The 18980-nt window shown below is 67.4% G+C and carries 22 protein-coding genes and 1 pseudogene; 7 read left to right on the top strand and 16 right to left on the bottom strand.

Annotation, left to right across the window (positions count from 1 at the left end):
- Window positions 1-16: 16 nt before the first annotated feature.
- The 3 genes from secF to yajC form a co-directional block, all read right to left on the bottom strand.
- On the bottom strand, window positions 17-1276 hold the full coding sequence (secF, locus tag SLQ33_RS11600) for a protein translocase subunit SecF (protein ID WP_319453985.1): 1260 nt from the start codon (window positions 1274-1276) through the stop codon (window positions 17-19).
- A gap of 4 nt (window positions 1277-1280) precedes the next feature.
- On the bottom strand, window positions 1281-3092 hold the full coding sequence (gene secD / locus SLQ33_RS11595; protein ID WP_319453984.1) for a protein translocase subunit SecD: 1812 nt from the start codon (window positions 3090-3092) through the stop codon (window positions 1281-1283).
- A 65-nt stretch (window positions 3093-3157) separates the two neighbouring features.
- On the bottom strand, window positions 3158-3523 hold the full coding sequence (gene yajC, locus SLQ33_RS11590) for a preprotein translocase subunit YajC (RefSeq protein WP_319453983.1): 366 nt from the start codon (window positions 3521-3523) through the stop codon (window positions 3158-3160).
- 164 nt (window positions 3524-3687) lie between these two features.
- On the opposite strand from yajC, the gene SLQ33_RS11585 reads away from it, so the two are divergent.
- The 3 genes from SLQ33_RS11585 (at window position 3688) to SLQ33_RS11575 (ending at window position 7007) form a co-directional block, all read left to right on the top strand.
- The gene (locus SLQ33_RS11585) at window positions 3688-4098 is read left to right on the top strand and encodes a VOC family protein (protein ID WP_319454351.1); all 411 of its coding nucleotides are present in this window, start codon (window positions 3688-3690) and stop codon (window positions 4096-4098) included.
- Window positions 4099-4206: 108 nt separating this feature from the next.
- The gene (gene gabT, locus SLQ33_RS11580) at window positions 4207-5538 is read left to right on the top strand and encodes a 4-aminobutyrate--2-oxoglutarate transaminase (RefSeq protein WP_319454350.1); all 1332 of its coding nucleotides are present in this window, start codon (window positions 4207-4209) and stop codon (window positions 5536-5538) included.
- Between the two features lie 35 nt (window positions 5539-5573).
- On the top strand, window positions 5574-7007 hold the full coding sequence (locus SLQ33_RS11575) for an aminobutyraldehyde dehydrogenase (RefSeq protein ID WP_319453982.1): 1434 nt from the start codon (window positions 5574-5576) through the stop codon (window positions 7005-7007).
- Window positions 7008-7094: 87 nt separating this feature from the next.
- Here the strand turns inward: SLQ33_RS11575 and SLQ33_RS11570 are convergent, their stop codons facing one another.
- Entirely contained in the window at window positions 7095-7667 is a 573-nt protein-coding gene (locus SLQ33_RS11570) for a hypothetical protein (protein ID WP_413467642.1), read from the bottom strand.
- 744 nt (window positions 7668-8411) lie between these two features.
- Here SLQ33_RS11570 and SLQ33_RS11565 point away from each other — a divergent pair.
- Window positions 8412-9365: pseudogene (locus tag SLQ33_RS11565) on the top strand (GGDEF domain-containing protein); the annotation flags it as partial.
- A 32-nt stretch (window positions 9366-9397) separates the two neighbouring features.
- On the opposite strand, the gene SLQ33_RS11560 reads toward SLQ33_RS11565, so the two are convergent.
- Genes SLQ33_RS11560 through SLQ33_RS11530 form a run of 7 tightly spaced genes read right to left on the bottom strand, consistent with a single transcriptional unit; the run spans window position 9398 to window position 13317 of the window.
- Window positions 9398-9787 carry a DUF1304 domain-containing protein gene (locus SLQ33_RS11560; RefSeq protein WP_319453980.1) on the bottom strand — a complete coding sequence of 130 codons (390 nt, stop codon included), beginning with the start codon at window positions 9785-9787 and terminating at the stop codon, window positions 9398-9400.
- Window positions 9788-9800: 13 nt separating this feature from the next.
- Window positions 9801-10868, bottom strand: a complete 1068-nt coding sequence (ruvB, locus tag SLQ33_RS11555) for a Holliday junction branch migration DNA helicase RuvB (RefSeq protein ID WP_319454349.1) — start codon at window positions 10866-10868, stop codon at window positions 9801-9803.
- On the bottom strand, window positions 10868-11455 hold the full coding sequence (gene ruvA / locus SLQ33_RS11550; RefSeq protein ID WP_319453979.1) for a Holliday junction branch migration protein RuvA: 588 nt from the start codon (window positions 11453-11455) through the stop codon (window positions 10868-10870). Before ruvA ends, ruvB begins: the two co-directional genes overlap by 1 nt.
- On the bottom strand, window positions 11452-12006 hold the full coding sequence (ruvC, locus tag SLQ33_RS11545; protein WP_319453978.1) for a crossover junction endodeoxyribonuclease RuvC: 555 nt from the start codon (window positions 12004-12006) through the stop codon (window positions 11452-11454). The genes ruvA and ruvC overlap by 4 nt, the downstream gene beginning before the upstream one ends.
- A 41-nt stretch (window positions 12007-12047) precedes the next feature.
- Window positions 12048-12392, bottom strand: a complete 345-nt coding sequence (locus tag SLQ33_RS11540; protein ID WP_319453977.1) for a hypothetical protein — start codon at window positions 12390-12392, stop codon at window positions 12048-12050.
- On the bottom strand, window positions 12392-12718 hold the full coding sequence (locus tag SLQ33_RS11535; RefSeq protein WP_319453976.1) for a hypothetical protein: 327 nt from the start codon (window positions 12716-12718) through the stop codon (window positions 12392-12394). The genes SLQ33_RS11540 and SLQ33_RS11535 overlap by 1 nt, the downstream gene beginning before the upstream one ends.
- Window positions 12715-13317, bottom strand: a complete 603-nt coding sequence (locus SLQ33_RS11530) for a TetR/AcrR family transcriptional regulator (RefSeq protein ID WP_319453975.1) — start codon at window positions 13315-13317, stop codon at window positions 12715-12717. The genes SLQ33_RS11535 and SLQ33_RS11530 overlap by 4 nt, the downstream gene beginning before the upstream one ends.
- 63 nt (window positions 13318-13380) lie before the next feature.
- Between SLQ33_RS11530 and SLQ33_RS11525 the strand changes: the two genes are divergently transcribed.
- The 3 genes from SLQ33_RS11525 to SLQ33_RS11515 all read left to right on the top strand — a co-directional run bounded on the left by SLQ33_RS11525 (window position 13381) and on the right by SLQ33_RS11515 (window position 15248).
- Window positions 13381-14211 (top strand): alpha/beta hydrolase, encoded by an 831-nt coding sequence (locus SLQ33_RS11525; RefSeq protein ID WP_319453974.1) that lies wholly within the window; start codon window positions 13381-13383, stop codon window positions 14209-14211.
- A gap of 71 nt (window positions 14212-14282) precedes the next feature.
- Window positions 14283-14885 (top strand): TetR/AcrR family transcriptional regulator, encoded by a 603-nt coding sequence (locus tag SLQ33_RS11520; RefSeq protein ID WP_319453973.1) that lies wholly within the window; start codon window positions 14283-14285, stop codon window positions 14883-14885.
- Window positions 14886-14981: 96 nt separating this feature from the next.
- Window positions 14982-15248 (top strand): hypothetical protein, encoded by a 267-nt coding sequence (locus SLQ33_RS11515; protein WP_319453972.1) that lies wholly within the window; start codon window positions 14982-14984, stop codon window positions 15246-15248.
- 9 nt (window positions 15249-15257) lie between these two features.
- Here the strand turns inward: SLQ33_RS11515 and SLQ33_RS11510 are convergent, their stop codons facing one another.
- The 5 genes from SLQ33_RS11510 to pdxS form a co-directional block, all read right to left on the bottom strand.
- Window positions 15258-16013, bottom strand: a complete 756-nt coding sequence (locus tag SLQ33_RS11510; RefSeq protein WP_319453971.1) for a YebC/PmpR family DNA-binding transcriptional regulator — start codon at window positions 16011-16013, stop codon at window positions 15258-15260.
- A gap of 117 nt (window positions 16014-16130) precedes the next feature.
- A complete protein-coding gene (locus SLQ33_RS11505) occupies window positions 16131-16565 on the bottom strand; it encodes a hypothetical protein (protein ID WP_319453970.1) in 435 nt (144 codons plus the stop codon).
- Window positions 16566-16598: 33 nt separating this feature from the next.
- Window positions 16599-17180 (bottom strand): pyridoxal 5'-phosphate synthase glutaminase subunit PdxT, encoded by a 582-nt coding sequence (pdxT, locus tag SLQ33_RS11500; RefSeq protein WP_319453969.1) that lies wholly within the window; start codon window positions 17178-17180, stop codon window positions 16599-16601.
- Complete coding sequence (gene tesB, locus SLQ33_RS11495) at window positions 17177-18025, bottom strand: acyl-CoA thioesterase II (RefSeq protein ID WP_319453968.1); 849 nt, start codon at window positions 18023-18025, stop codon at window positions 17177-17179. The genes pdxT and tesB overlap by 4 nt, the downstream gene beginning before the upstream one ends.
- Window positions 18026-18033: 8 nt before the next feature.
- Window positions 18034-18936, bottom strand: a complete 903-nt coding sequence (pdxS, locus tag SLQ33_RS11490; RefSeq protein WP_319453967.1) for a pyridoxal 5'-phosphate synthase lyase subunit PdxS — start codon at window positions 18934-18936, stop codon at window positions 18034-18036.
- Window positions 18937-18980 lie beyond the last annotated feature (44 nt).

The following is an 18980-nucleotide window of genomic DNA, read 5'->3' as shown; positions in this document are numbered from 1 at the left end:
GGGCCGTCACGAGGGGCTACCGCCGGGGATTTCGCTTACCCGACGGTCGACCGGTCGGCCGGATCGGCCGTGCTCCCGGCGCCGGCTTGTCCGGCGCCACGGCGGGCACTTTCGACGCGGACGCCGTAACTACCTCGGCATCGGCCTCGGCGTCGGACTCCGACTGCCCGAGCTCGCCGCCTGCCTTGCTCGCCGCGGCCTTGCGCCGGTTGAGCACGCGCCGGGTGTGAGCGCGGACGAATTCGGTGCGTTCGCGCAGCGTGACGAGCAGCGGCGTGGCGAAGAAGATCGACGAGTAGGCACCTACGATCACGCCGACCAGCTGCACCAGGGCCAGGTCCTTGAGCGTGCCGACACCGAGCAGCCACACCGCGATCACCATCAGCGCGACGATCGGTAGTACCGAGATCAGGCTGGTGTTGATCGACCGCATGAACGTCTGGTTGATCGCCAGGTTCGCCTGTTCGCCGAACGTGCGCCGGGTGGTGTGCTCGAAGCCCTTGGTGTTCTCCTCGACCTTGTCGAAGACGATGACGGTGTCGTAGAGCGAGAAGCCCAGGATGGCGAGCATGCCGATGACGGTGGCGGGGGTGACCTCGAAACCGACGAGCGAGTAGACACCCGCCGTGGTGACCAGGTCGAACACCAGCGTCGCCAGTGCGGACATCGCCATGTAGCGCTCGTAGCGGACGGTGATGTAGATCCCGATGAGGACGAGGAAGACCACCAGCGCGATCAGCGCCTTTTCGGTGATCTGACCGCCCCACGTCTCCGACACCGCCGAGTCGCTGATGGCCTGCTTGCTCGCCGTGCCGTCGGGGCCCTTTGGCGAGAACGACTCGAACAGCGCGTTACGCAGCTTCTCGATCTCGGTGTTGTCGAGCGTCTCCGTGCGGATCTGCACCGTCGCCGAGTCGCCGCTGCCCACGACCACGACGGTTTCTGGCGCCCGGCCGATCGCCTCGGTGAACACCGCTTCGACCCGCTCGGTCGAGGCCGGCCCGTTGACCCCGACGGCAGGCATCGACACCTTGGTGCCGCCGTCGAAGTCGATGCCGAACGTGAACCCGCGCAGCAGGATGCTGATCAGCGCGATGGCGACGATGATGCCGCTGATCAGGAACCACATCTTGCGCTTGCCGATGACGTCGAACGCACCGGTGCCGGTGTAGAGCCGGACGAAGAACCCGTGCTGCGGAGCGGCCGTCGTCGCGGTCAGCTCGTCGGCGCCCGATTCGAGGTCGGCGGCGTCGACGTCACTCTCGTGCTTGCCCATGTCGCTACCTCCCTCCCGTCGTCAGGGCCGAGGCGGCCCGACGTTCGCGCGCGATCTGCTGGACCGCGCCAAGGCCGTTGAGGGCCGGTTTCGCAAACACCGTGGACTTCGACGCCAGGTAGACCAGCGGCCAGGTCACCAGGAACGCCACCACGACGTCCAGGATGGTGGTCAGGCCCAGCGTGAAGGCGAAGCCCTTCACCTGGCCGACGGCCAGCGCGTACAGCACTGCGGCGGCGATGAAGCCGACCGCGCTGCCGGACAAGATCGTCTTGCGGGCGCGTGCCCAACCGCGCGGTACCGCCGACCGGAACGAGCGCCCTTCTCGGATCTCGTCCTTGATGCGTTCGAAGAACACCACGAACGAATCTGCTGTGGTTCCGATGCCGATGATCAGACCCGCGATGCCCGCCAGGTCCAGCGTGTAGTTGATGTACCTGCCGAGCAGCACCAAGATCGCGAAGACCATGGCACCCGACGCGATCAGCGATAGCGCCGTGAGCAGGCCAAGCACCCGGTAGTACAGCAGTGAATACACCAGCACCAGCACCAGCCCGATGCCACCCGCGATCAAGCCGGCTCGTAGGGACGTCAAACCCAGTGTCGCCGAGACGGTTTCAGCTTCTGACGACTCGAACGACAGTGGCAGTGAGCCGTACTTGAGCACGTTGGCCAGGTTCTTCGCCTCGTCGACGGTGAACCGGCCGGTGATCTGCGTGTTGCCGCCCGGGATGGCCTCCTGGATCTCCGGCGCGCTGACCACCTGCGAGTCGAGCACGAACGCGGTCTGCGTGCCGACATTGGCGGCGGTGAAGTCGGCCCAGATGCTGGCGGCGTCCGGCTTGAACTCCACGGTGACGATGTTCTCGCCGCGGGTCTGATCGAGCCCGGAGCTCGCGTCCTTGATCTGCTCGCCGCTGATGATCGACTTGTCGAGCAGATAGACCTGGGTGTGGTCCTGCGAGCAAGTGACCAGCGGCAGGTTCGGGTCGTCGTTGCCCGCGAGCACGTCCTCGTCGTTGCAGCGAGTGGCCTGGAACTGCAACGCCAGGATCTGGATGTTCTGGTCGGCGCTCTGGCGCAACGCCTTCTCATCCGCAATGCGCTGGGCGAGATCGGCCTTCGGGTTCGGGGTGCCGGGTGCCGGCGGCGAGCCGGGTGGCGGCGCCGGAGCCGGTGGGGCGCCGGGTGGCGGCGCCGGAGTCGACGGACCGGGTGGCGGCGGCTCCTCGGGGTACGGGCGAGGCTGAGGCGGCGCAGGGGCCGCTGGCTCTGCGGGCGCGCCGCCCGGACGCGGCGGTTGGCCCGGGTTCGGAGGGACGATCGGAGCATCGGGCTCGGCGGGAGCGATGCCGATCGGAGGCATGCCCGGAGGCGCCTGGCCGGGAGGCACCTGACCCGGCGGGGCCTGCCCTGGCGGGGGACCTTGCCCCTGCGCGGGGATGACGTGGATGACCGGTCGGATGTAGAGCCGCGCAGTCTGGCCGAGGTTGCGGGCCTCGCTGCTGTCGTTGCCCGGAACGGTGATGACGAGGTTGTCGCCGTCGATGATGACTTCTGACCCGGACACGCCGAGTCCGTTGACGCGCGCGCTGATGATGTCCTGCGCCTGCGCCAACGCCTCGGGGGTGGGTTTCGAACCATCCGGGGTACGTGCGGTCAGCGTGACCCGCGTCCCGCCCTGCAGGTCAATGCCGAGTTTCGGGCTCGCTTGCTTGTCCCCGGTCAGGAACACCAGCAGATACGCCCCGATGAGCAGAACCAGAAAAAGCGTCAGGTAGCGGTAGGGGTGCACCGGTGCCGAAGACGATGCCACGTTTCTTGAGTCTCCTCAGGTCAGTACGTCAGGCCCCGCAAAGGGTACGTGGTCGTGCTGGGGGCTCAGCTGTCAGTCTTCGGCGACGGGGCCGGGTCGGCCTTCGCCGGCTCCTCGGCCACGTCCGTGACGTCATCGACTGACTCGTCGTCATCGTCGTCGAGCTCGTCGTCCGAAGGGACCCGGTCGCGGACCGCGAGCTTCATCCACGTCGTGATGACGCCGGGCGCGATCTCGAGGTCGACGCTGTCCTGGCTGATGTCGGTGATCGTGCCCTCGAGACCCGACGTCGTGTGCACGCGGTCGCCGATGGACAACGACTCGTGCAAGTCGACGGTGGCCTGCATGGCCTTCTTCTGGCGTCGGGACGACAGGTACATCACGACGCCCAGGCCGATGATCAGTGGAACGAATAGGGTCAATTCACCCATGGAGAGCACTGTCCTTCTCGTCGGTCATACAGTCACGGCGCCCGGACGGCTGGGTCACGCGGCGGCCTCTTCGGCGTCCAGTGTGCCATCACGGCAGCTGGCAGCCGAGTGCGCCCTTGGCCGGTCGGTGCCGTTGGCGTCCCAAAACCCTGACAGACTTGGGCATGCTTGGACACCTTGGCGTCAACGTAGCCGATCTGTCCGCGGCCAAGCGTTACTACGACGAACTGATGCCGCTACTCGGATTCACCGAGTTCGTCTCCTCGGAGGATGAGTTCGCCTACCGGCCCGCGGGCGGCAAGCCGGGCACCTATCTGTTCTTCTATCCGGCGGCGGAGCCGTCCGCGTACTCGCGGCACCAGACGGGGCTGCAGCACTTGGCATTCATGTGCAAGCGCCGCGGCCTGGTCGACGACGTCCATCGCGCGGTCAGCGGGCTCGCCGCCCGGTTCGGCGGTGCCGTGGTGCATGCGCCGCGGGAGTTCCCCGAATACCCACCGCCGTACTACGCGACCTTCTGGCTCGACCCGTGGGGCTTCATGCTGGAAGCGGTCTGCCACTACGACCGCGACTGACCGACGTGCCGACTAGGCTCTGACACAGCCTCGATCATCGCCGTGAATCCCCCTACGCCGCCGTGTCGTCCGTCTCGCAGGAGTCCCGAAGTGAGCACCCAAGAAAAGTTGGAACAGAGTCGTTTCCTGGCCACCGCCCTACCCGGCCCGAAGTCGCAGGCCCTCATCGACCGCAAGGGTGCGGCGGTCTCTCGGGGGGTCGGCACCACCATGCCGGTGTACGCGGCGAGGGCGGGCGGCGGCATCGTCGAGGACGTCGACGGCAACAGGCTGATCGACCTCGGGTCGGGTATCGCCGTGACCACCATCGGCAACGCGTCCCCACGCGTCGTCGACGCAGTCGCCGCGCAGGCCGCCGACTTCACCCACACCTGCTTCATGATCACGCCGTACGAGGAGTACGTCGCCGTGTGCGAACAGCTCAACCGGCTCACCCCGGTGAAGGGCGAGAAGCGCTCGGCGCTGTTCAACTCGGGGTCGGAAGCCGTCGAGAACGCGGTCAAGATCGCCCGCACCTACACGCGCAAGCAGGCCGTCGTCGCGTTCGACCACGCCTACCACGGCCGCACCAACCTCACGATGGCGTTGACCGCCAAGTCCATGCCCTACAAGCACGGCTTCGGCCCGTTTGCGCCCGAGATCTACCGGGCGCCACTGTCCTACCCGTTCCGCGACGCCGAGTTCGGCAAGGAACTCGCCACCGACGGCGAGTTGGCGGCCAAGCGGGCCATCAGCGTCATGGACAAGCAGGTCGGCGCCGACAACCTCGCCGCGGTGATCATCGAACCGATTCAGGGCGAGGGCGGCTTCATCGTTCCCGCCGAAGGCTTCCTGCCGGCGCTGCTGGAGTGGTGCAGGCGCAACGAAGTGGTCTTCATCGCCGACGAAGTGCAGACCGGATTCGCCCGTACCGGAGCGATGTTCGCCTGCGAGCACGAGGGCATCGACCCCGATCTGATCGTCACCGCCAAGGGCATCGCCGACGGGCTGCCGCTCTCAGCGGTGACGGGGCGCGCGGAGATCATGGACGCGCCGCACGTCAGCGGACTCGGGGGCACGTACGGCGGCAATCCGGTTGCCTGCGCGGCGGCGTTGGCCACCATCGAGACCATCGAGTCCGACGGGCTGGTCGCGCGGGCCCGCGAGATCGAGACGCTGATGAAGGAGCGGCTGGGCCGGATGCAGGCCGACGACGACCGCATCGGCGAGGTACGCGGCCGCGGGGCGATGATCGCGGTCGAACTCGTCAAGGCGGGCACCACCGAACCCGACGCCGAGCTCACCAAGGCGCTGTGCGCCGGCGCGCACGCGGCGGGCGTCATCGTGTTGTCCTGCGGCACGTTCGGCAACGTGCTTCGCTTCCTTCCGCCGCTGACCATCAGCGACGACCTCATCAACGAAGGCCTCGACGTCCTCGCCCTGGTCCTGGCGGACCTCTAGTTCCACCCTTCGACCCGGATCGGAGTTGGTTCTTCATGACTACGGTGCAGAACTTCATCGGCGGCGAGTTGGTCGACTCGGTCAGCGGCGCGACGATGCCGCTGATCGACCCGACCACCGGCGAGCGGTACGGCACCGCTCCGGTTTCCAACGCGGAGGACGTCGACAATGCGTACGCCGCGGCCGCCGCGGCGTTCACGGGCTGGAAGCGGTCGACGCCGTCGGTGCGCCAGAAGGCGCTGCTCGACTTCGCCGACGAGGTTGAGCATGCCGCCGAGGACCTGGTGGCAGCAGAGGGCCGCAACACGGGCAAGCCCAACCACGTGACCATGGCCGAGGAGATCCCGCCGATGCTCGACCAGATCCGCTTCTTCGCGGGCGCCGCACGCGTGCTGGAGGGCAAGTCGGCCGGCGAGTACATGGAGAACCACACGTCGTGGATCCGCCGCGAGCCCGTCGGCGTCATCGGTCAGGTCGCGCCGTGGAACTACCCGATGATGATGGCGATCTGGAAGTTCTGTCCCGCCCTCGCCGCGGGCAACGCCGTCGTGATCAAGCCGAGCGACACCACCCCGGTGACCACCGTGATGCTGGCGGAGTTGGCCGCCAAGCACTTTCCGCCCGGTGTGCTCAACGTCGTCACGGGTGACCGCGTGACGGGCGCCGCCGTCGTCGCGCACCCCACCCCCGAGATGGTGTCGATCACGGGCTCGGTGGCCGCCGGTCGGGCCGTCGCCGTCAGTGCCGGCGGACACCTCAAGCGCACCCACCTGGAACTCGGAGGCAAGGCCCCGGTGATCGTGTTCGACGACGCCGACATCGCTGCTGCCGCAGAGGGAATCGCCACCGCGGGCTACTTCAACGCGGGCCAGGACTGCACGGCGGCCACCCGCGTCCTGGCATCGGCGTCGGTGGCGGCCGAGCTCACCGCGGCGCTCGCCGAGCAGGCCAAGGGCGCCACGACGACGTTCGGCAGGGCCGCCGACGACGAGGATGCGTGGGTACCGCCGGTGAACAACGCCAACCAAATGGAGCGGGTGCTGAGCTTCTTCACCGACGTGCCGAGCCACGCCGAGGTCGTCGTGGGCGGAAATCGACAGGGCGACAAGGGTTTCTACGTCGAACCGACGGTGGTGGGCGGCCTACTGCAGGGCGACCGGATGGTGCAGAACGAGATCTTCGGACCCGTCATCACCGTTCAGTCCTTCGGCGACGAGGACGAAGCGCTCGCCTGGGCCAACGGTGTCGAGTACGGGTTGGCGTCGTCGGTGTGGACCAAGGACGTGTCGCGCGCGTTGCGGATGTCGGCCGCTCTCGACTTCGGGTGCGTGTGGATCAACACGCACATTCCGCTGGTCGCCGAGATGCCGCACGGCGGTTACAAGTCGTCGGGGCACGGTAAGGACCTGTCGATGTACGGGCTCGAGGACTACACCCGCATCAAGCACGTGATGGCCTACACGGGCTGACTCTCCTGCGCGAGCGACGACCCTCTCCGCGCCGGTAGGTGATTCTGGCTACGCCGACGTCCGCGACGTGCACTTCCAAGCCCGCAGCTAGTGGGCGTGGGTGTGGTGCCTGCCCCACGACCTCGACCACCAACGCGACGGAGCCGCCGACGCCGAAACCGGCTCGGTGGCCGACAGCTCCTCGGGCGTGCGGTCCACGGCCGCCACGGGCCGCCGCGCGTACTCGACGTCCCGCAGCGTCCGCACCGATAGCCGCCCCAGCGCGAAGGCCGCGAGGAACACGATCAGCGCTCCGAGTCCGTGGAAGTACGACAACTCGAGCCACAGCCGCTGACCGTCGGTGGGCGCGACGGGCGCGCCGACGTCTCCGAGCGCGAGTGGGCCGCTGACGGCACGACCGACGACGAACCAGGCTCCCGCCACCACGGTCAACCAGCCGCCGAGCATCGCCGTCACACGGTTCCTAGACACCAGCAGCAAACTTCCGCCGACGATCGTCGCCACCCCTGGCAACACCTCGAGCCAACCCCGGGCGGCCGACCATTCCTGGCTGGGGTTGAACGCAAAGTCGAGATACGGCCCGACGAACGGTGCGGCCGCACCCCAGATACCAAGCAGAATCAGAATGAAACCGCTCGCGGCGCCGCGGCTGCGCGGCATTCGAAGACGTCCACCTCGCACGCGCTCGCGGGTTTCGAAGTCGTTCACAACAGCCTCCTAGAGTCAACGATGGTCATACCCACGAATCCGGCGCGTCTAACCTCGCCCCGTGATCGGCGACCGCGGGGCGGAAACCCGTAGCCGTCCGCCTGACCGACGACACCGCGCCTGACGTGCTTGTGGCTGGGCCAACGTGCACCGCCGAGGACGCTGTCGCCGGGTTCGTCGGGGCGCCGCCGCGGCCCGCGCGGTGGGGGTGCCCGGCCACGCCGTCATGCGCCAATCAACCGTGAACACCGCGACGTTGGCGGCGGCGACGGAGTTCGCGCCGATGGAGCGACCACCCACCTGCTCGATTTCGCCGATGCCGGCGGCGGATTCAGCCGTCGCCCCCCGAATTGGCCGCCATTCCGCGAACTGCTGATTGCCCTCGCCGAACCGATCGCCGCCTTTGAGCCGCTGACGGGATGACGTTCGCCAGGCGACGCCCTTTCCGCGTTTCGCTGACCCCGACGAAAAATTGGTGCAGCAAACCCTCGTCAATGTCTGTACTATTCATTTCCTGGACATCGGATAGCACCGGCGTCCGCACGACGCACCCAAACCGCCCCGGGTCAGGGCCAAGGATCACAAGGTGAGCGCTCGATAGTGGACTGGATTCGCCCGTGGTGGCAACAGCCCGATCACTACCGATGGCTGTCCGCATACCTCTCCGCACACGACCTGCAACGATTCACCCGATACATGATGGCCGCCGTCGTCGCGGCACTCGCCGCGGTACCGATTCTGATATTGCTGAGCACGTCGGGCCCCGAGGGATCCGCCTTTCGCGCCACGGCGATCGCCGTGTCCACCTGTTGCCTCGGTATGGCCGTGATGTGGTTGAACCGGTGGCCGACGCAGCGGCAGTCGATCGTCTTCGCGGTGGTGGCCAACGCATGCATCGCTGCCATCTGCGTCGCGCAGACCCATCCAGGGGCTGGGATTCAAACGTGCGCCGCGTTCGCTGCCCTGGCCGGTTACGTCGCGTTCTTTCACAGCAGCAGACTGCTCGTACTGACCCTTGCCATCGCCGCCGTCACGGCGGCCATCTGCACGTTGCGCCCGAGTCCGTACGTGGACTACGCGCTGGCGTCGAGCAAGCTCATCGTGCTGTGCGTGAGCGTGCTCGCGGTGCCGTTCTCCGCGCAGGTCCTGGTGCGCATCCTCGGCATCGACGCACTCAACTCGCACATCGACCCACTCACCCATCTGCCGAACCGGCGGAGCTTCCAGCGCTCGGTACACACGTTGATCGCGGGGTCGTTCGACACGGCGCCTGCCCGACTCGCGATCGTCATGATCGACCTCGACGATTTCAAACGGGTCAACGACACGGCGGGTCACGCAGCCGGCGACCGCATACTCGTCGGCATCGGAGACATCCTCCGCCAGACCCGCCTCGCCGATTCCGTCATCGCCCGGTTCGGTGGTGAGGAGTTCATCGTGGCGGTCGTCGGCAGCGAGCAGAACGCCGTCGGACTCGCCGAGCGCCTGCGCACCGACATCGCCCGCCTGCCAGGTCGCGTCACCGCGAGCATTGGCGTCGCGAGCGCACCGTTCGCCCGGTTGCCCGAACCCGAGATGCGCTCGTTCGCCGATGACCTGGTGGATTCCGCCGACCAGGCGATGTACCAGGCCAAGCGCTCCGGCGGCGACCAGGTCTACGTGGTTGGACGGGCCCCGATCCGCTACCCCATGCTCAATCCGGCGGCGAGCAATACAACGGCCACCAACGGCAACGCACCCTGGATCACGGCCGACCGCGCCTTCTCCGGCGCCGACGCCACCAACACGATGGCGGCGGCCAGCATCGAGCCCACTCCGGCGAAGATCAGGGCCGCACCTACCGCGGTGCCCCCCGAGCTCATCCAGGCGACGCCGACGACGGTCACGATCGCCAAGAAGAGGTTGTAGAACCCCTGGTTGAAGGCCAGCAGTTTGGTGGCCTCCGCCTCCTCCAGAGTGGTCCCGAACGTTGCGCGCGTGCGCGGCGCGGTCCACTGCAGCGACTCGAGCACGAAGATGTATACGTGCAGTACCGCGGCCAGTGCCGCGAAAACCAATGCAGCAGTGATCATTTCGCATCCTCCGCTAATCGAACAGGCCGGACTGCCCCAACCCGCTCACGCCACTAGGAGGCGACAAGCCCAGGTGCGTCCACGCAAGCGGGGTGGCGACCCGACCGCGTGGCGTGCGGGCAAGCATGCCCGCCCGCACCAGGAAAGGCTCGCACACCTCCTCCACCGTCGTGGCCTCTTCACCCACCGCGACGGCAAGTGTCGAAACACCCACGGGACCGCCACCGAAACTGCGGGTGAGCGCCGACAACACCGCCCGGTCGAGGCGGTCGAGGCCAAGCTCGTCGACGTCGTAGACCGCGAGCGCGGACTTGGCGATGTCAACGGTGATGACCCCGTCGGCGCGCACCTCCGCGTAGTCGCGCACGCGGCGCAGCAGCCGGTTGGCGATGCGTGGGGTACCTCGTGAACGCCGCGCGATCTCGGTGCCCGCCTCCGCGCCCAGTTCGATTCCAAGGATGCCCGCCGAGCGGGACAGCACGCGCTCCAACTCGTTCGGCTCGTAGAAGTCCATGTGCGCCGTGAAGCCGAACCGGTCACGCAGCGGTCCGGTGAGCGCACCGGACCGGGTGGTGGCGCCGACGAGGGTGAACGGCGCGACCTCGAGCGGGATCGACGTGGCCCCCGGCCCCTTGCCGACGACGACGTCGACGCGGAAGTCCTCCATGGCCAGGTACAGCATCTCCTCGGCGGGCCGGGCGATGCGATGGATCTCGTCGATGAACAGCACGTCGTGTTCGACGAGGTTCGACAGCATCGCGGCCAGGTCACCCGCGCGTTCGAGCGCAGGCCCGGATGTGACGCGCAGCGACGACCCTAGCTCGGCCGCGATGATCATCGCGAGTGACGTCTTGCCCAGCCCGGGCGGACCGGACAACAGGATGTGATCGGGGGTGCCGCCGCGGTTCTTGGCGCCTTCCAGGACGAGGGACAGCTGCTCGCGGACTCGGGGCTGACCGATGAATTCGCCCAACGACCGCGGCCGCAGGCTGGCGTCGACGTCACTCTCGCCGACGGTCAGGGCGGAGGACACCTCACGGTCGGTGGTGTCCTCGTGGTCGTCCTCGTCGAACCGCCCCATCATTTCCTACCCAGCATCGACAACGCGGCGCGTAGCGCGCTCTGCGTCGTGGCATCGGGCTCACCGGCGAGCACCTTGTCGGTGGCCTCTTCGGCCTGCTTGGCCGCAAAGCCAAGTCCGACAAGCGCTTCCACCACAGGTCCGCGGATCGCGTGGCCGCTGGCCGAGGCCAGCCCACCTGGAGTCACGGCGCCGATCTTGTCGCGCAGTTCCAGCACCATTCGCTCGGCCCCGCGCTTGCCGATGCCGGGCACGCGGGTCAGCGCGGTGACGTCACCGTCGCCCAACGCCTGGCGAAGGGTCTGCGGGTCGTAGACGGCCAACGTCGCCAACGCGATCTTGGGCCCAACGCCGGACACCCCGAGCAGCGTGGTGAACAAGTCGCGAGAGTCGGCATCGGCGAAGCCGTACAACGTCATCGAGTCCTCGCGGACGATCATCGCGGTGATGAGCCGGGCCTCCGCGCCTCGCCGCAGCGTCGACAGCGTCGTTGGCGTGGTCAACACCTTGTATCCGACCCCGGCGGCCTCGATGACGACATGGTCGAGTGCGATGTCGATGACCTCGCCGCGTACCGAGGCGATCATCGCGCCGCCTTGAGCTTGGCCTGATACAGCCGCTTCTGTTCGGCGGCCATGGCCTCCGCCGCGGCCATCCGCGCGATCATCGGGGCGCGCCAGCAGTGGCAGATGGCCAGTGCCAGCGCATCGGCCGCATCGGCGGGAGTCGGTTTGGTCTGCAGCGCAAGGATTCTCGTCACCATCGCCGTGACTTGAGCCTTGTCGGCGCGCCCGTTGCCGGTGACGGCCGCCTTTACTTCGCTGGGGGTGTGGAAGTGCACGTCGATGTGGCGCCTGGCCGCGGCCAGCGCGATGACGCCACCGGCCTGCGCCGTGCCCATCGCGGTCGACGCGTTCTGGTGGGCGAACACCCGCTCGATCGCGATGACGTCGGGTAGGTGGGTGTCCATCCAGTGCTCGACGGTGTCGCTGATCGCCAGCAGCCGAAGCCCCAACGGATCGCTGGCGGGCGTGCGGACCACGTCGACGTCCAGCGCGGTGACCTTGCGGCCGCCTCCGCTCTCGATGACGGACAACCCACAACGCGTCAGCCCAGGGTCGACGCCCATCACGCGCACGAACACTCCTCGGTTGTCGAGTAGAACAGCTGTTCGAGAGCTTAACCGGCGTCGGCGACGGGACCGGGCAGGGACACGCCACCGCCGCCCTGCACGCTCGCGACGATTTCGGTGATGCGCCGGCGAGATGCCGCCCACCCCGCGACCCGTTCGGCGTGCTCCTGTCTTCCGGCCCGGCCCACGACGATCGTCCACGGCGCACCGAACAGCCGGGTGAGCAGCCAAACCGGCCAGACCAGCAGGAACGGCAGTGCGATGGCGAGTTGGACCAGTCCGTACATGCTGTCGCCGCTCATCGTCGGCCCGCGCAGCAGCCCGAAGCGGAACGGCCACCAGCGTCGGGACACCGACCACTGCACGCCGTGCGAGTCGTGGAAGGTCGGCATCAGAGCACGAAGTGTCCGGAGTATCCGGAGTATCCGGAGCGGCGGCCCTGGGCGAGCTGCTGGGCGATCTCGTCGATGCGATGTCCCGACCGTCGATACCCGCGGACGAGTTCACTGCCGACCTCGGAGTGATTGCGCTCGACGACGATCCGCCACTTGACGCCGAGCCCCTTCATCGCGAACCAGAACGGCCAGAGGAACAAGAAGGGCAGCGCGAAGATCCAACTGATGAAGTCGAAGTCGACGAAGTCGGCGAGGTCGGGGAACGGCCACCACCGCCGGTGCACGTTCCACTGGACGCCGTTGGGATCGGTTACCGCCGTCACGCGCCAATTGTGGCCGAAGATCGGGCTGTCAGCGCGATTCCGCGGTACTGCGGCGCGAGCACGCGGCCCGTCGCCAGAAGGGGTTCCGTGCTGCGCAGCGTCCGTGCGAGCACGAACGCGCCCTCGAGTGCGCCGACGAGGACGACCGTGACGTCGCGCGCCGTCGCGGCCGGTAATCCCCTGGCACGGAAGTACGCGGTGCCGGCGTCGAGCCAGCCTGCGAATATGTCGGCCGTCGTCGCGCGGAGTTCGTCGACGGTGTCGGCGACCTCGGCGGCGACGCTGGCCACCGGGCACATGTTGGCGAAGCCGGTTTCGGCCATGTCGACGGCGGCCTGGGTGAAGACGGCGTCGATGGCCTCGCCGAGGTCGTCGTGCGGATCGACGATGGTGGGGATCAGCAAGCCGTAGGCCTCGCCCGCGTTGACGAGGGCGTCCCGAGCGAGCGCCGCCTTGCCGCCCGGGAAGTGGTGGTAGAGCGAACCGATGGTCGCCCCGGACGCGGCGACGACGTCTTTCATGCCGACCGCGGCGTAGCCCTTGCGCCGCATCAGCTCTGCCATCGCGGTCAGGATCGATTCCTTGGTTGACCTTGCCAACGTCGCCTCCTCCGGACAGACTAGAGCATACGTTCTAGAACCATCGTTCTAAAGGAGTTTCGGATGAAGTCGGTGGACGTCACGGCAGGCACGCTCGAATTCCGCGAGGAGGGCGACCCGAACGGTCCGCCCGTCGTCTTGTTGCACGGACTGCTGATGAACGACGCGCAATGGAACCTGACGCTCCCGCTACTGCCCCGCGGCTTCCGCTACCTGCTGCCGATCCTCCCGATGGGTGGGCACCGAGTACCGATGCGCGACGACGCAGACCTCACGATGCCCGGCATGGTCGGCATCGTCGCGGACTTCCTCGACGCGCTTGACCTCACCGACGTGACCTTGGTCGTCACCGACTGGGGCGGTCCGATCTTCCTCACCGACCTCGGGCGCGACAAGCGGGTTGGGAGCTTGGTGATCTGCCCGTCCGAGGCGTTCGGGAACTTCCCTCCCGGCCTCCCCGGCAAGGTCGCCTGGCTGGCCAGTCGCAGCCCGCTGACTGTGTCGCTCGCGATGCGCCAGCTTCGCGTCGGCTGGTTGCGTAAGCAGTGGTTGATGTTCGGGATGATGGCGAAGAAGCCGATCCCGCAACACATCGTCGACGCATGGTTCGACGCCGGGCTCAAGGACAAACGGGTCCGGCGCGATCTGGTGAAGTACTGCCGCACCAAGTTCGTCAAACCCGATCTGGTGCGCAGCACCGAGCGGCTGGCCGCGTTCGACGGCGACGTGCTGGTGCTGTGGAGTCACAACCCGGTGATGCCCGACGACCACGCGGCACGGCTGGCCGACCTGACCAAGGGGTCGCTGCGGTACGTCGACGACGCGAACGTGCTGATCATGCTCGATCAGCCCGAGCACACCGCCCGAGAGATCGGAGCCTTCCTGCGCCGCTGAACACGCTGCGGGACTGACCCCGACAACCGATACTGAACGATGCGTTCAGCATCGATGCTCACCGACGACCGATGAGCGATGACCTCGTCGACGGGCGACCCCGGGCCCGGCCCGGCCGACCTCGCAGCGAGCAGTCCAGGGCCGCTGTCGTGCGTGCGGCGTCGGAGCTCATGCAGGAGGTCGGGCTCCGGGCGATGACCACCGAACTGATCGCCGCCCGCAGCGGGGCGAGCAAGGCGACGATCTACAAGTGGTGGCCGAACAAGTACAGCGTCGCCGTCGAGGCGTTCCTATCGGAGATGTTGGCCGAGGCAGCGGATCCCGACACCGGATCGGCCCACGACGACTTCCGCATCGTGCTGCGAGGAGTGATGCACTTCTACACGACGACCAGCGGACGGGTCTTCGCTCAGCTCGTCGGCGAAGCTCAATCCGACCCCGTGGTCCACGCGGAGTTGCGGGACGGGCTCATACAGTCCCGGCGCCGAGTGGGCAGGGCGATCTGGGAGCGTGGTGTCGCTCGCGGCGAACTACGTGCCGATGTGGACGCCGAAGTCGCCATCGATCTGGTTTTCGGGCCGGCGATGTATCGCCTGGTTACCGGAAGCGGTCCACTCGATGCCGCGGCCGCCGACGCGATCGTCGACGCAGCATTGTCGGGACTCTCGGTGTGACTGACGCCATCACAACCGCCGGGAACAAACCCAGGTCGTAACAACGCTGCAACCCATTAGAAACTGAACGTACAGTTTCTAATTAGGAGAAACATCATGAGCATCACAAAGGGCTTCATCGCGCCGCTGTTCATCGCGGCCGCTGCGGCAGGATCGATTGCACTCGCGCCATCGGCGCTGGCGGAGGGCACGGGTCAACCGCCGAACTGCACGACCCTGAGCAGCTCGAGCACGCAGTGTCAGACGCCGGGCAACGTCCAGCTCACCGCCACCCCGCCCTACGTGAACTACCTGCAGCAATATCCCTACTTCGGCGGCGTCGTGATCCTCGATCACCACGGCGGAATGGGTGGACATCGCTAACGCGACGGGTCAGTCCTCGTCGAGGGCAGCCACGACATCGTCTGGAATGTCGACGTTGGAGTAGACGTCCTGCACGTCGTCGCTGTCCTCGAGGGCGTCGATCAGCTTGAGTACCTTGCGGGCTCCGTCGAGATCGACCGGCACCGTGACTGACGGCTGGAAGCTGGCCTCGGCCGATTCGTAGTCGATTCCGGCGTCCTGCAACGCCGTTCGCACGGCGACCAGATCGGTCGGCTCGGAGATGACCTCGAAGCTGTCGCCAAGGTCGTTGACGTCCTCGGCACCCGCCTCGAGGACGGCGGTCAGCACGTCGTCCTCGGAGAGGCCGTTCTTCTCGAGCGTCACGACGCCCTTGCGGGTGAAGAGGTACGCCACCGAGCCGGGGTCGGCCATGTTGCCGCCGTTGCGGGTCATCGCGATGCGGACCTCACTGGCGGCGCGGTTGCGGTTGTCGGTGAGGCATTCGATCAGCACCGCGACACCGTTGGGTCCGTAACCCTCGTAGGTGATGGTCTGCCAGTCGGCGCCGCCGGCCTCTTCACCGGCGCCGCGCTTGCGTGCGCGTTCAATGTTGTCGTTGGGCACCGAGGTCTTCTTGGCCTTCTGAATGGCGTCGTACAGCGTCGGATTGCCGCCCGGGTCACCGCCACCGGTTCTGGCCGCGACCTCGATGTTCTTGATCAGCCGGGCGAACTCCTTGCCACGACGCGCGTCCTTGACGGCCTTCTGATGCTTGGTGGTGGCCCACTTGGAATGGCCGCTCATGCAGGTACAACCTCTTTCAGTTACACAAAGTCCAAGGGCCGAGTCTACGTGGCCTACTCACCCCAGCGATTTGGGCGTGAATTCGTTCGCCCAGCGACGGTAAACACGCCGAAGTCGCTATCGCACTGCATCGGGTGGCGTCAGCGCAACGATCCGGTAGCCGATGCCCGCCGGCCAGCCGAGGTGACCATGGACACCCACCTGGATCCAGGTGGGTGTGCCCTTCGGGTCGTCGACGAACGACGCGCCTGCGCCGACGATTGCGCTGCGCTCCCCCGAGCCTTGCAGCACGACGGAGACGCTGAGCGTCGCGTTACCGAGCGCCGCCCGCTCGTACGGCAGGCTGTCTGGGAGGAAGAACGCGACTTGGAAGTTCGGCATTCGAATGCCCATCGGCGCGTTCGGCGCCCGCCGCAAAGCCATCCCGCTCACCATCGGCTTGCCGTCGAACCAGACCGTCCCGACATACTCGGTGTGACGGGCCTCGCCGCCTGCGGGCAGCCGCACCAGCGTGTCGATTCGCGGTTGTGGCTCCACCTCGATCATCGTCATGTCGGGTGCCACCTTAGCCTTAGCGATTCTTGCCTACAGGGAGGCGACGAACAGCGCGTGCACGCGACGATCGCCCGTCATCTCCGGATGAAACGCGGTCGCCAGCACCTTGCCTTGTCGCACCGCCACCGGGTGCCCCGCCGCGCTGGCCAGCACCTCGACGTCGGGCCCAACCCGTTCCACCCAGGGCGCGCGGATGAAGACTGCATGCATCGGCTCGTCGAGCCCGACGAAGTTCAGGTCGTCCTCGAACGAGTCCACCTGTCTGCCAAAGGCATTGCGCCGCACGGTCATGTCGATCCCGCCGAGCGGCAGCGCCTCGCGACCCGGAACGCCCGCATCGTTGATCTCGCTGGCCAGCAGGATCATCCCGGCACAGGACCCATAGGCCGGCATGCCGTCGGCCAGCCTGGCGCGCAGCGGCTCGAGCAACTCGAGCTCGCGCAGCAGGTGGCTCATCGTCGTGGACTCGCCACCGGGAATCACCAGCGCGTCGACGGACTCCAACTCGGCCAAGCGCCGAACGGTGCAGGCGTCCGCGCCCGCCTCGCGCAGCGCGGCCAAGTGTTCTCGGGTATCGCCTTGCAGCGCAAGGACACCGACGCGCGGGCTCACTTGCTCTGCGGTGTGAAGTCGCGCTGGTAGCGGGTCAGCCCCTCCTGCATGACCGCCGCGACCATCTCGCCGTACTGGTTGAACAGCTTGCCCTGCGTCAGCGCGCGACCGCCGCAGGCCGACGGCGACGACTGGTCGTACAACAGCCACTCGTCGGCGCGGAACGGACGCATGAACCACATCGCGTGGTCGAGTGACGCGATCATCAGGTGATTTCGCTCGTCGGGGTGGTTGACCTGGGCCGAGCCCAGCAGGGTCAAATCGCTCAGGTACGCCAGCGCGCAGATGTGCAGCACCGGGTCGTCGGGCAGCGGATCGCGGTGCCGGAACCAGACCTGCTGCTGCGACGCCTTGCCCGGCAGCAGAGCCACCTGGTCGCGGGGCACGATCCGGACGTCCCATTCGTCGAACTGCCGGAAGCCGGCGTCGTCGAAGACCTTGCTCGCGGACTTGAAGTCGGGGATGTCGTCGGGCGGCGGTGCGGCGGGCACGGCGTCCTGGTGTTCGATGCCGCTCTGGTCGGTCTGGAACGACGCCGACATCGAGAAGATCGTCTCGCCGTGCTGAATTGCGGTCACCCGCCGGGTGCAGAACGACCCACCGTCGCGGAGCCGCTCCACGGAGTACACCGACGGCGCCCTGGCATCCCCGCCGCGTAGGAAGTACCCGTGCAGCGAGTGCACCTGGAATTTCGGGTCGACCGTCCGGACCGCCGAAACCAGCGACTGGCCGGCCACGTGCCCGCCGAAGGTGCGCTGCAGGAAGCCCGATTCGGGGCTGAACACGCCACCGCGATAGATGTTGACCTCGATCTGCTCCAGATCGAGAATCTGCTCGATAGCCACCGCGGGCGTTACCAGCCGCGTTCGGCGAGCCGGTGAGGCTGTGCGATGTCCTCCACGTTGATGCCGACCATGGCCTCCCCCAGCCCGCGCGACACCTTGGCCAGCACGTCGGGGTCGTCGTAGAAGGTGGTGGCCTTGACGATCGCCGCGGCGCGCGCAGCGGGGTCACCGGATTTGAAGATGCCCGAGCCGACGAACACGCCCTCGGCGCCGAGCTGCATCATCATCGCCGCGTCGGCCGGCGTGGCGATGCCACCCGCGGTGAACATGGTCACCGGCAGCTTGCCCGCCCGGGCCACCTCCACGACCAAGTCGTAGGGCGCCTGCAATTCCTTTGCCGCGACGAACAATTCGTCCTCCGACAACGTGGTGAGCCGACGAAGCTCGCCTCCGATGGCGCGCATGTGCGTGGTGGCGTTGGACACGTCGCCGGTGCCCGCCTCGCCCTTGGAGCGGATCATGGCCGCACCCTCGGTGATGCGGCGTAGCGCCTCGCCCAGGTTGGTCGCGCCGCAGACGAACGGCACGGTGAACTTCCACTTGTCGATGTGGTTGGCGTAGTCGGCGGGGGTGAGCACCTCGGACTCGTCGACGTAGTCGACGCCAAGGCTCTGCAGGATCTGCGCCTCGACGAAGTGGCCGATTCGCGCCTTCGCCATCACGGGGATGGTGACCGCCGCGATGATCCCCTCGATCATGTCGGGGTCGCTCATCCGGGAGACGCCGCCCTGCGCGCGGATGTCCGCGGGGACGCGCTCCAGCGCCATCACCGCGACTGCCCCGGCTCCCTCGGCGATGCGCGCCTGCTCGGGGGTGACGACGTCCATGATGACGCCGCCCTTGAGCATTTCGGCCATGCCCCTCTTGACGCGGGCGGTTCCGGTCTGACCGCCGTTCTCGGCGCTTTTCACCGTGGTCTCCTCCGTATTGGTACGAAATCGAGTCTAATCGGCGG

The sequence above is a fragment of the Mycobacterium sp. RTGN6 genome (assembly GCF_033804605.1).
Classification (GTDB): Bacteria; Actinomycetota; Actinomycetes; order Mycobacteriales; family Mycobacteriaceae; genus Mycobacterium.
The sequence above is the reverse complement of the archived record's forward strand: the minus strand, read 5'-3'. Positions and strand labels throughout refer to the sequence as shown.

Bases quoted from the DNA above. Each gene is read 5' to 3' on its own strand.
- SLQ33_RS11575 (WP_319453982.1), top strand. From the start codon at position 5,574: ATGACTACGGTGCAGAACTTCATCGGCGGCGAGTTGGTCGACTCGGTC.
- yajC (WP_319453983.1), bottom strand. From the start codon at position 3,523: ATGGGTGAATTGACCCTATTCGTTCCACTGATCATCGGCCTGGGCGTC.
- SLQ33_RS11520 (WP_319453973.1), top strand. From the start codon at position 14,283: ATGAGCGATGACCTCGTCGACGGGCGACCCCGGGCCCGGCCCGGCCGA.
- SLQ33_RS11570 (WP_413467642.1), bottom strand. From the start codon at position 7,667: ATGCCGCGCAGCCGCGGCGCCGCGAGCGGTTTCATTCTGATTCTGCTT.
- SLQ33_RS11510 (WP_319453971.1), bottom strand. From the start codon at position 16,013: ATGAGCGGCCATTCCAAGTGGGCCACCACCAAGCATCAGAAGGCCGTC.
- ruvA (WP_319453979.1), bottom strand. From the start codon at position 11,455: ATGATCGCCTCGGTACGCGGCGAGGTCATCGACATCGCACTCGACCAT.
- SLQ33_RS11515 (WP_319453972.1), top strand. From the start codon at position 14,982: ATGAGCATCACAAAGGGCTTCATCGCGCCGCTGTTCATCGCGGCCGCT.
- ruvB (WP_319454349.1), bottom strand. From the start codon at position 10,868: ATGGGGCGGTTCGACGAGGACGACCACGAGGACACCACCGACCGTGAG.
- SLQ33_RS11540 (WP_319453977.1), bottom strand. From the start codon at position 12,392: ATGCCGACCTTCCACGACTCGCACGGCGTGCAGTGGTCGGTGTCCCGA.
- secF (WP_319453985.1), bottom strand. From the start codon at position 1,276: ATGGGCAAGCACGAGAGTGACGTCGACGCCGCCGACCTCGAATCGGGC.
- SLQ33_RS11560 (WP_319453980.1), bottom strand. From the start codon at position 9,787: ATGATCACTGCTGCATTGGTTTTCGCGGCACTGGCCGCGGTACTGCAC.
- SLQ33_RS11525 (WP_319453974.1), top strand. From the start codon at position 13,381: ATGAAGTCGGTGGACGTCACGGCAGGCACGCTCGAATTCCGCGAGGAG.
- SLQ33_RS11505 (WP_319453970.1), bottom strand. From the start codon at position 16,565: ATGACGATGATCGAGGTGGAGCCACAACCGCGAATCGACACGCTGGTG.
- SLQ33_RS11585 (WP_319454351.1), top strand. From the start codon at position 3,688: ATGCTTGGACACCTTGGCGTCAACGTAGCCGATCTGTCCGCGGCCAAG.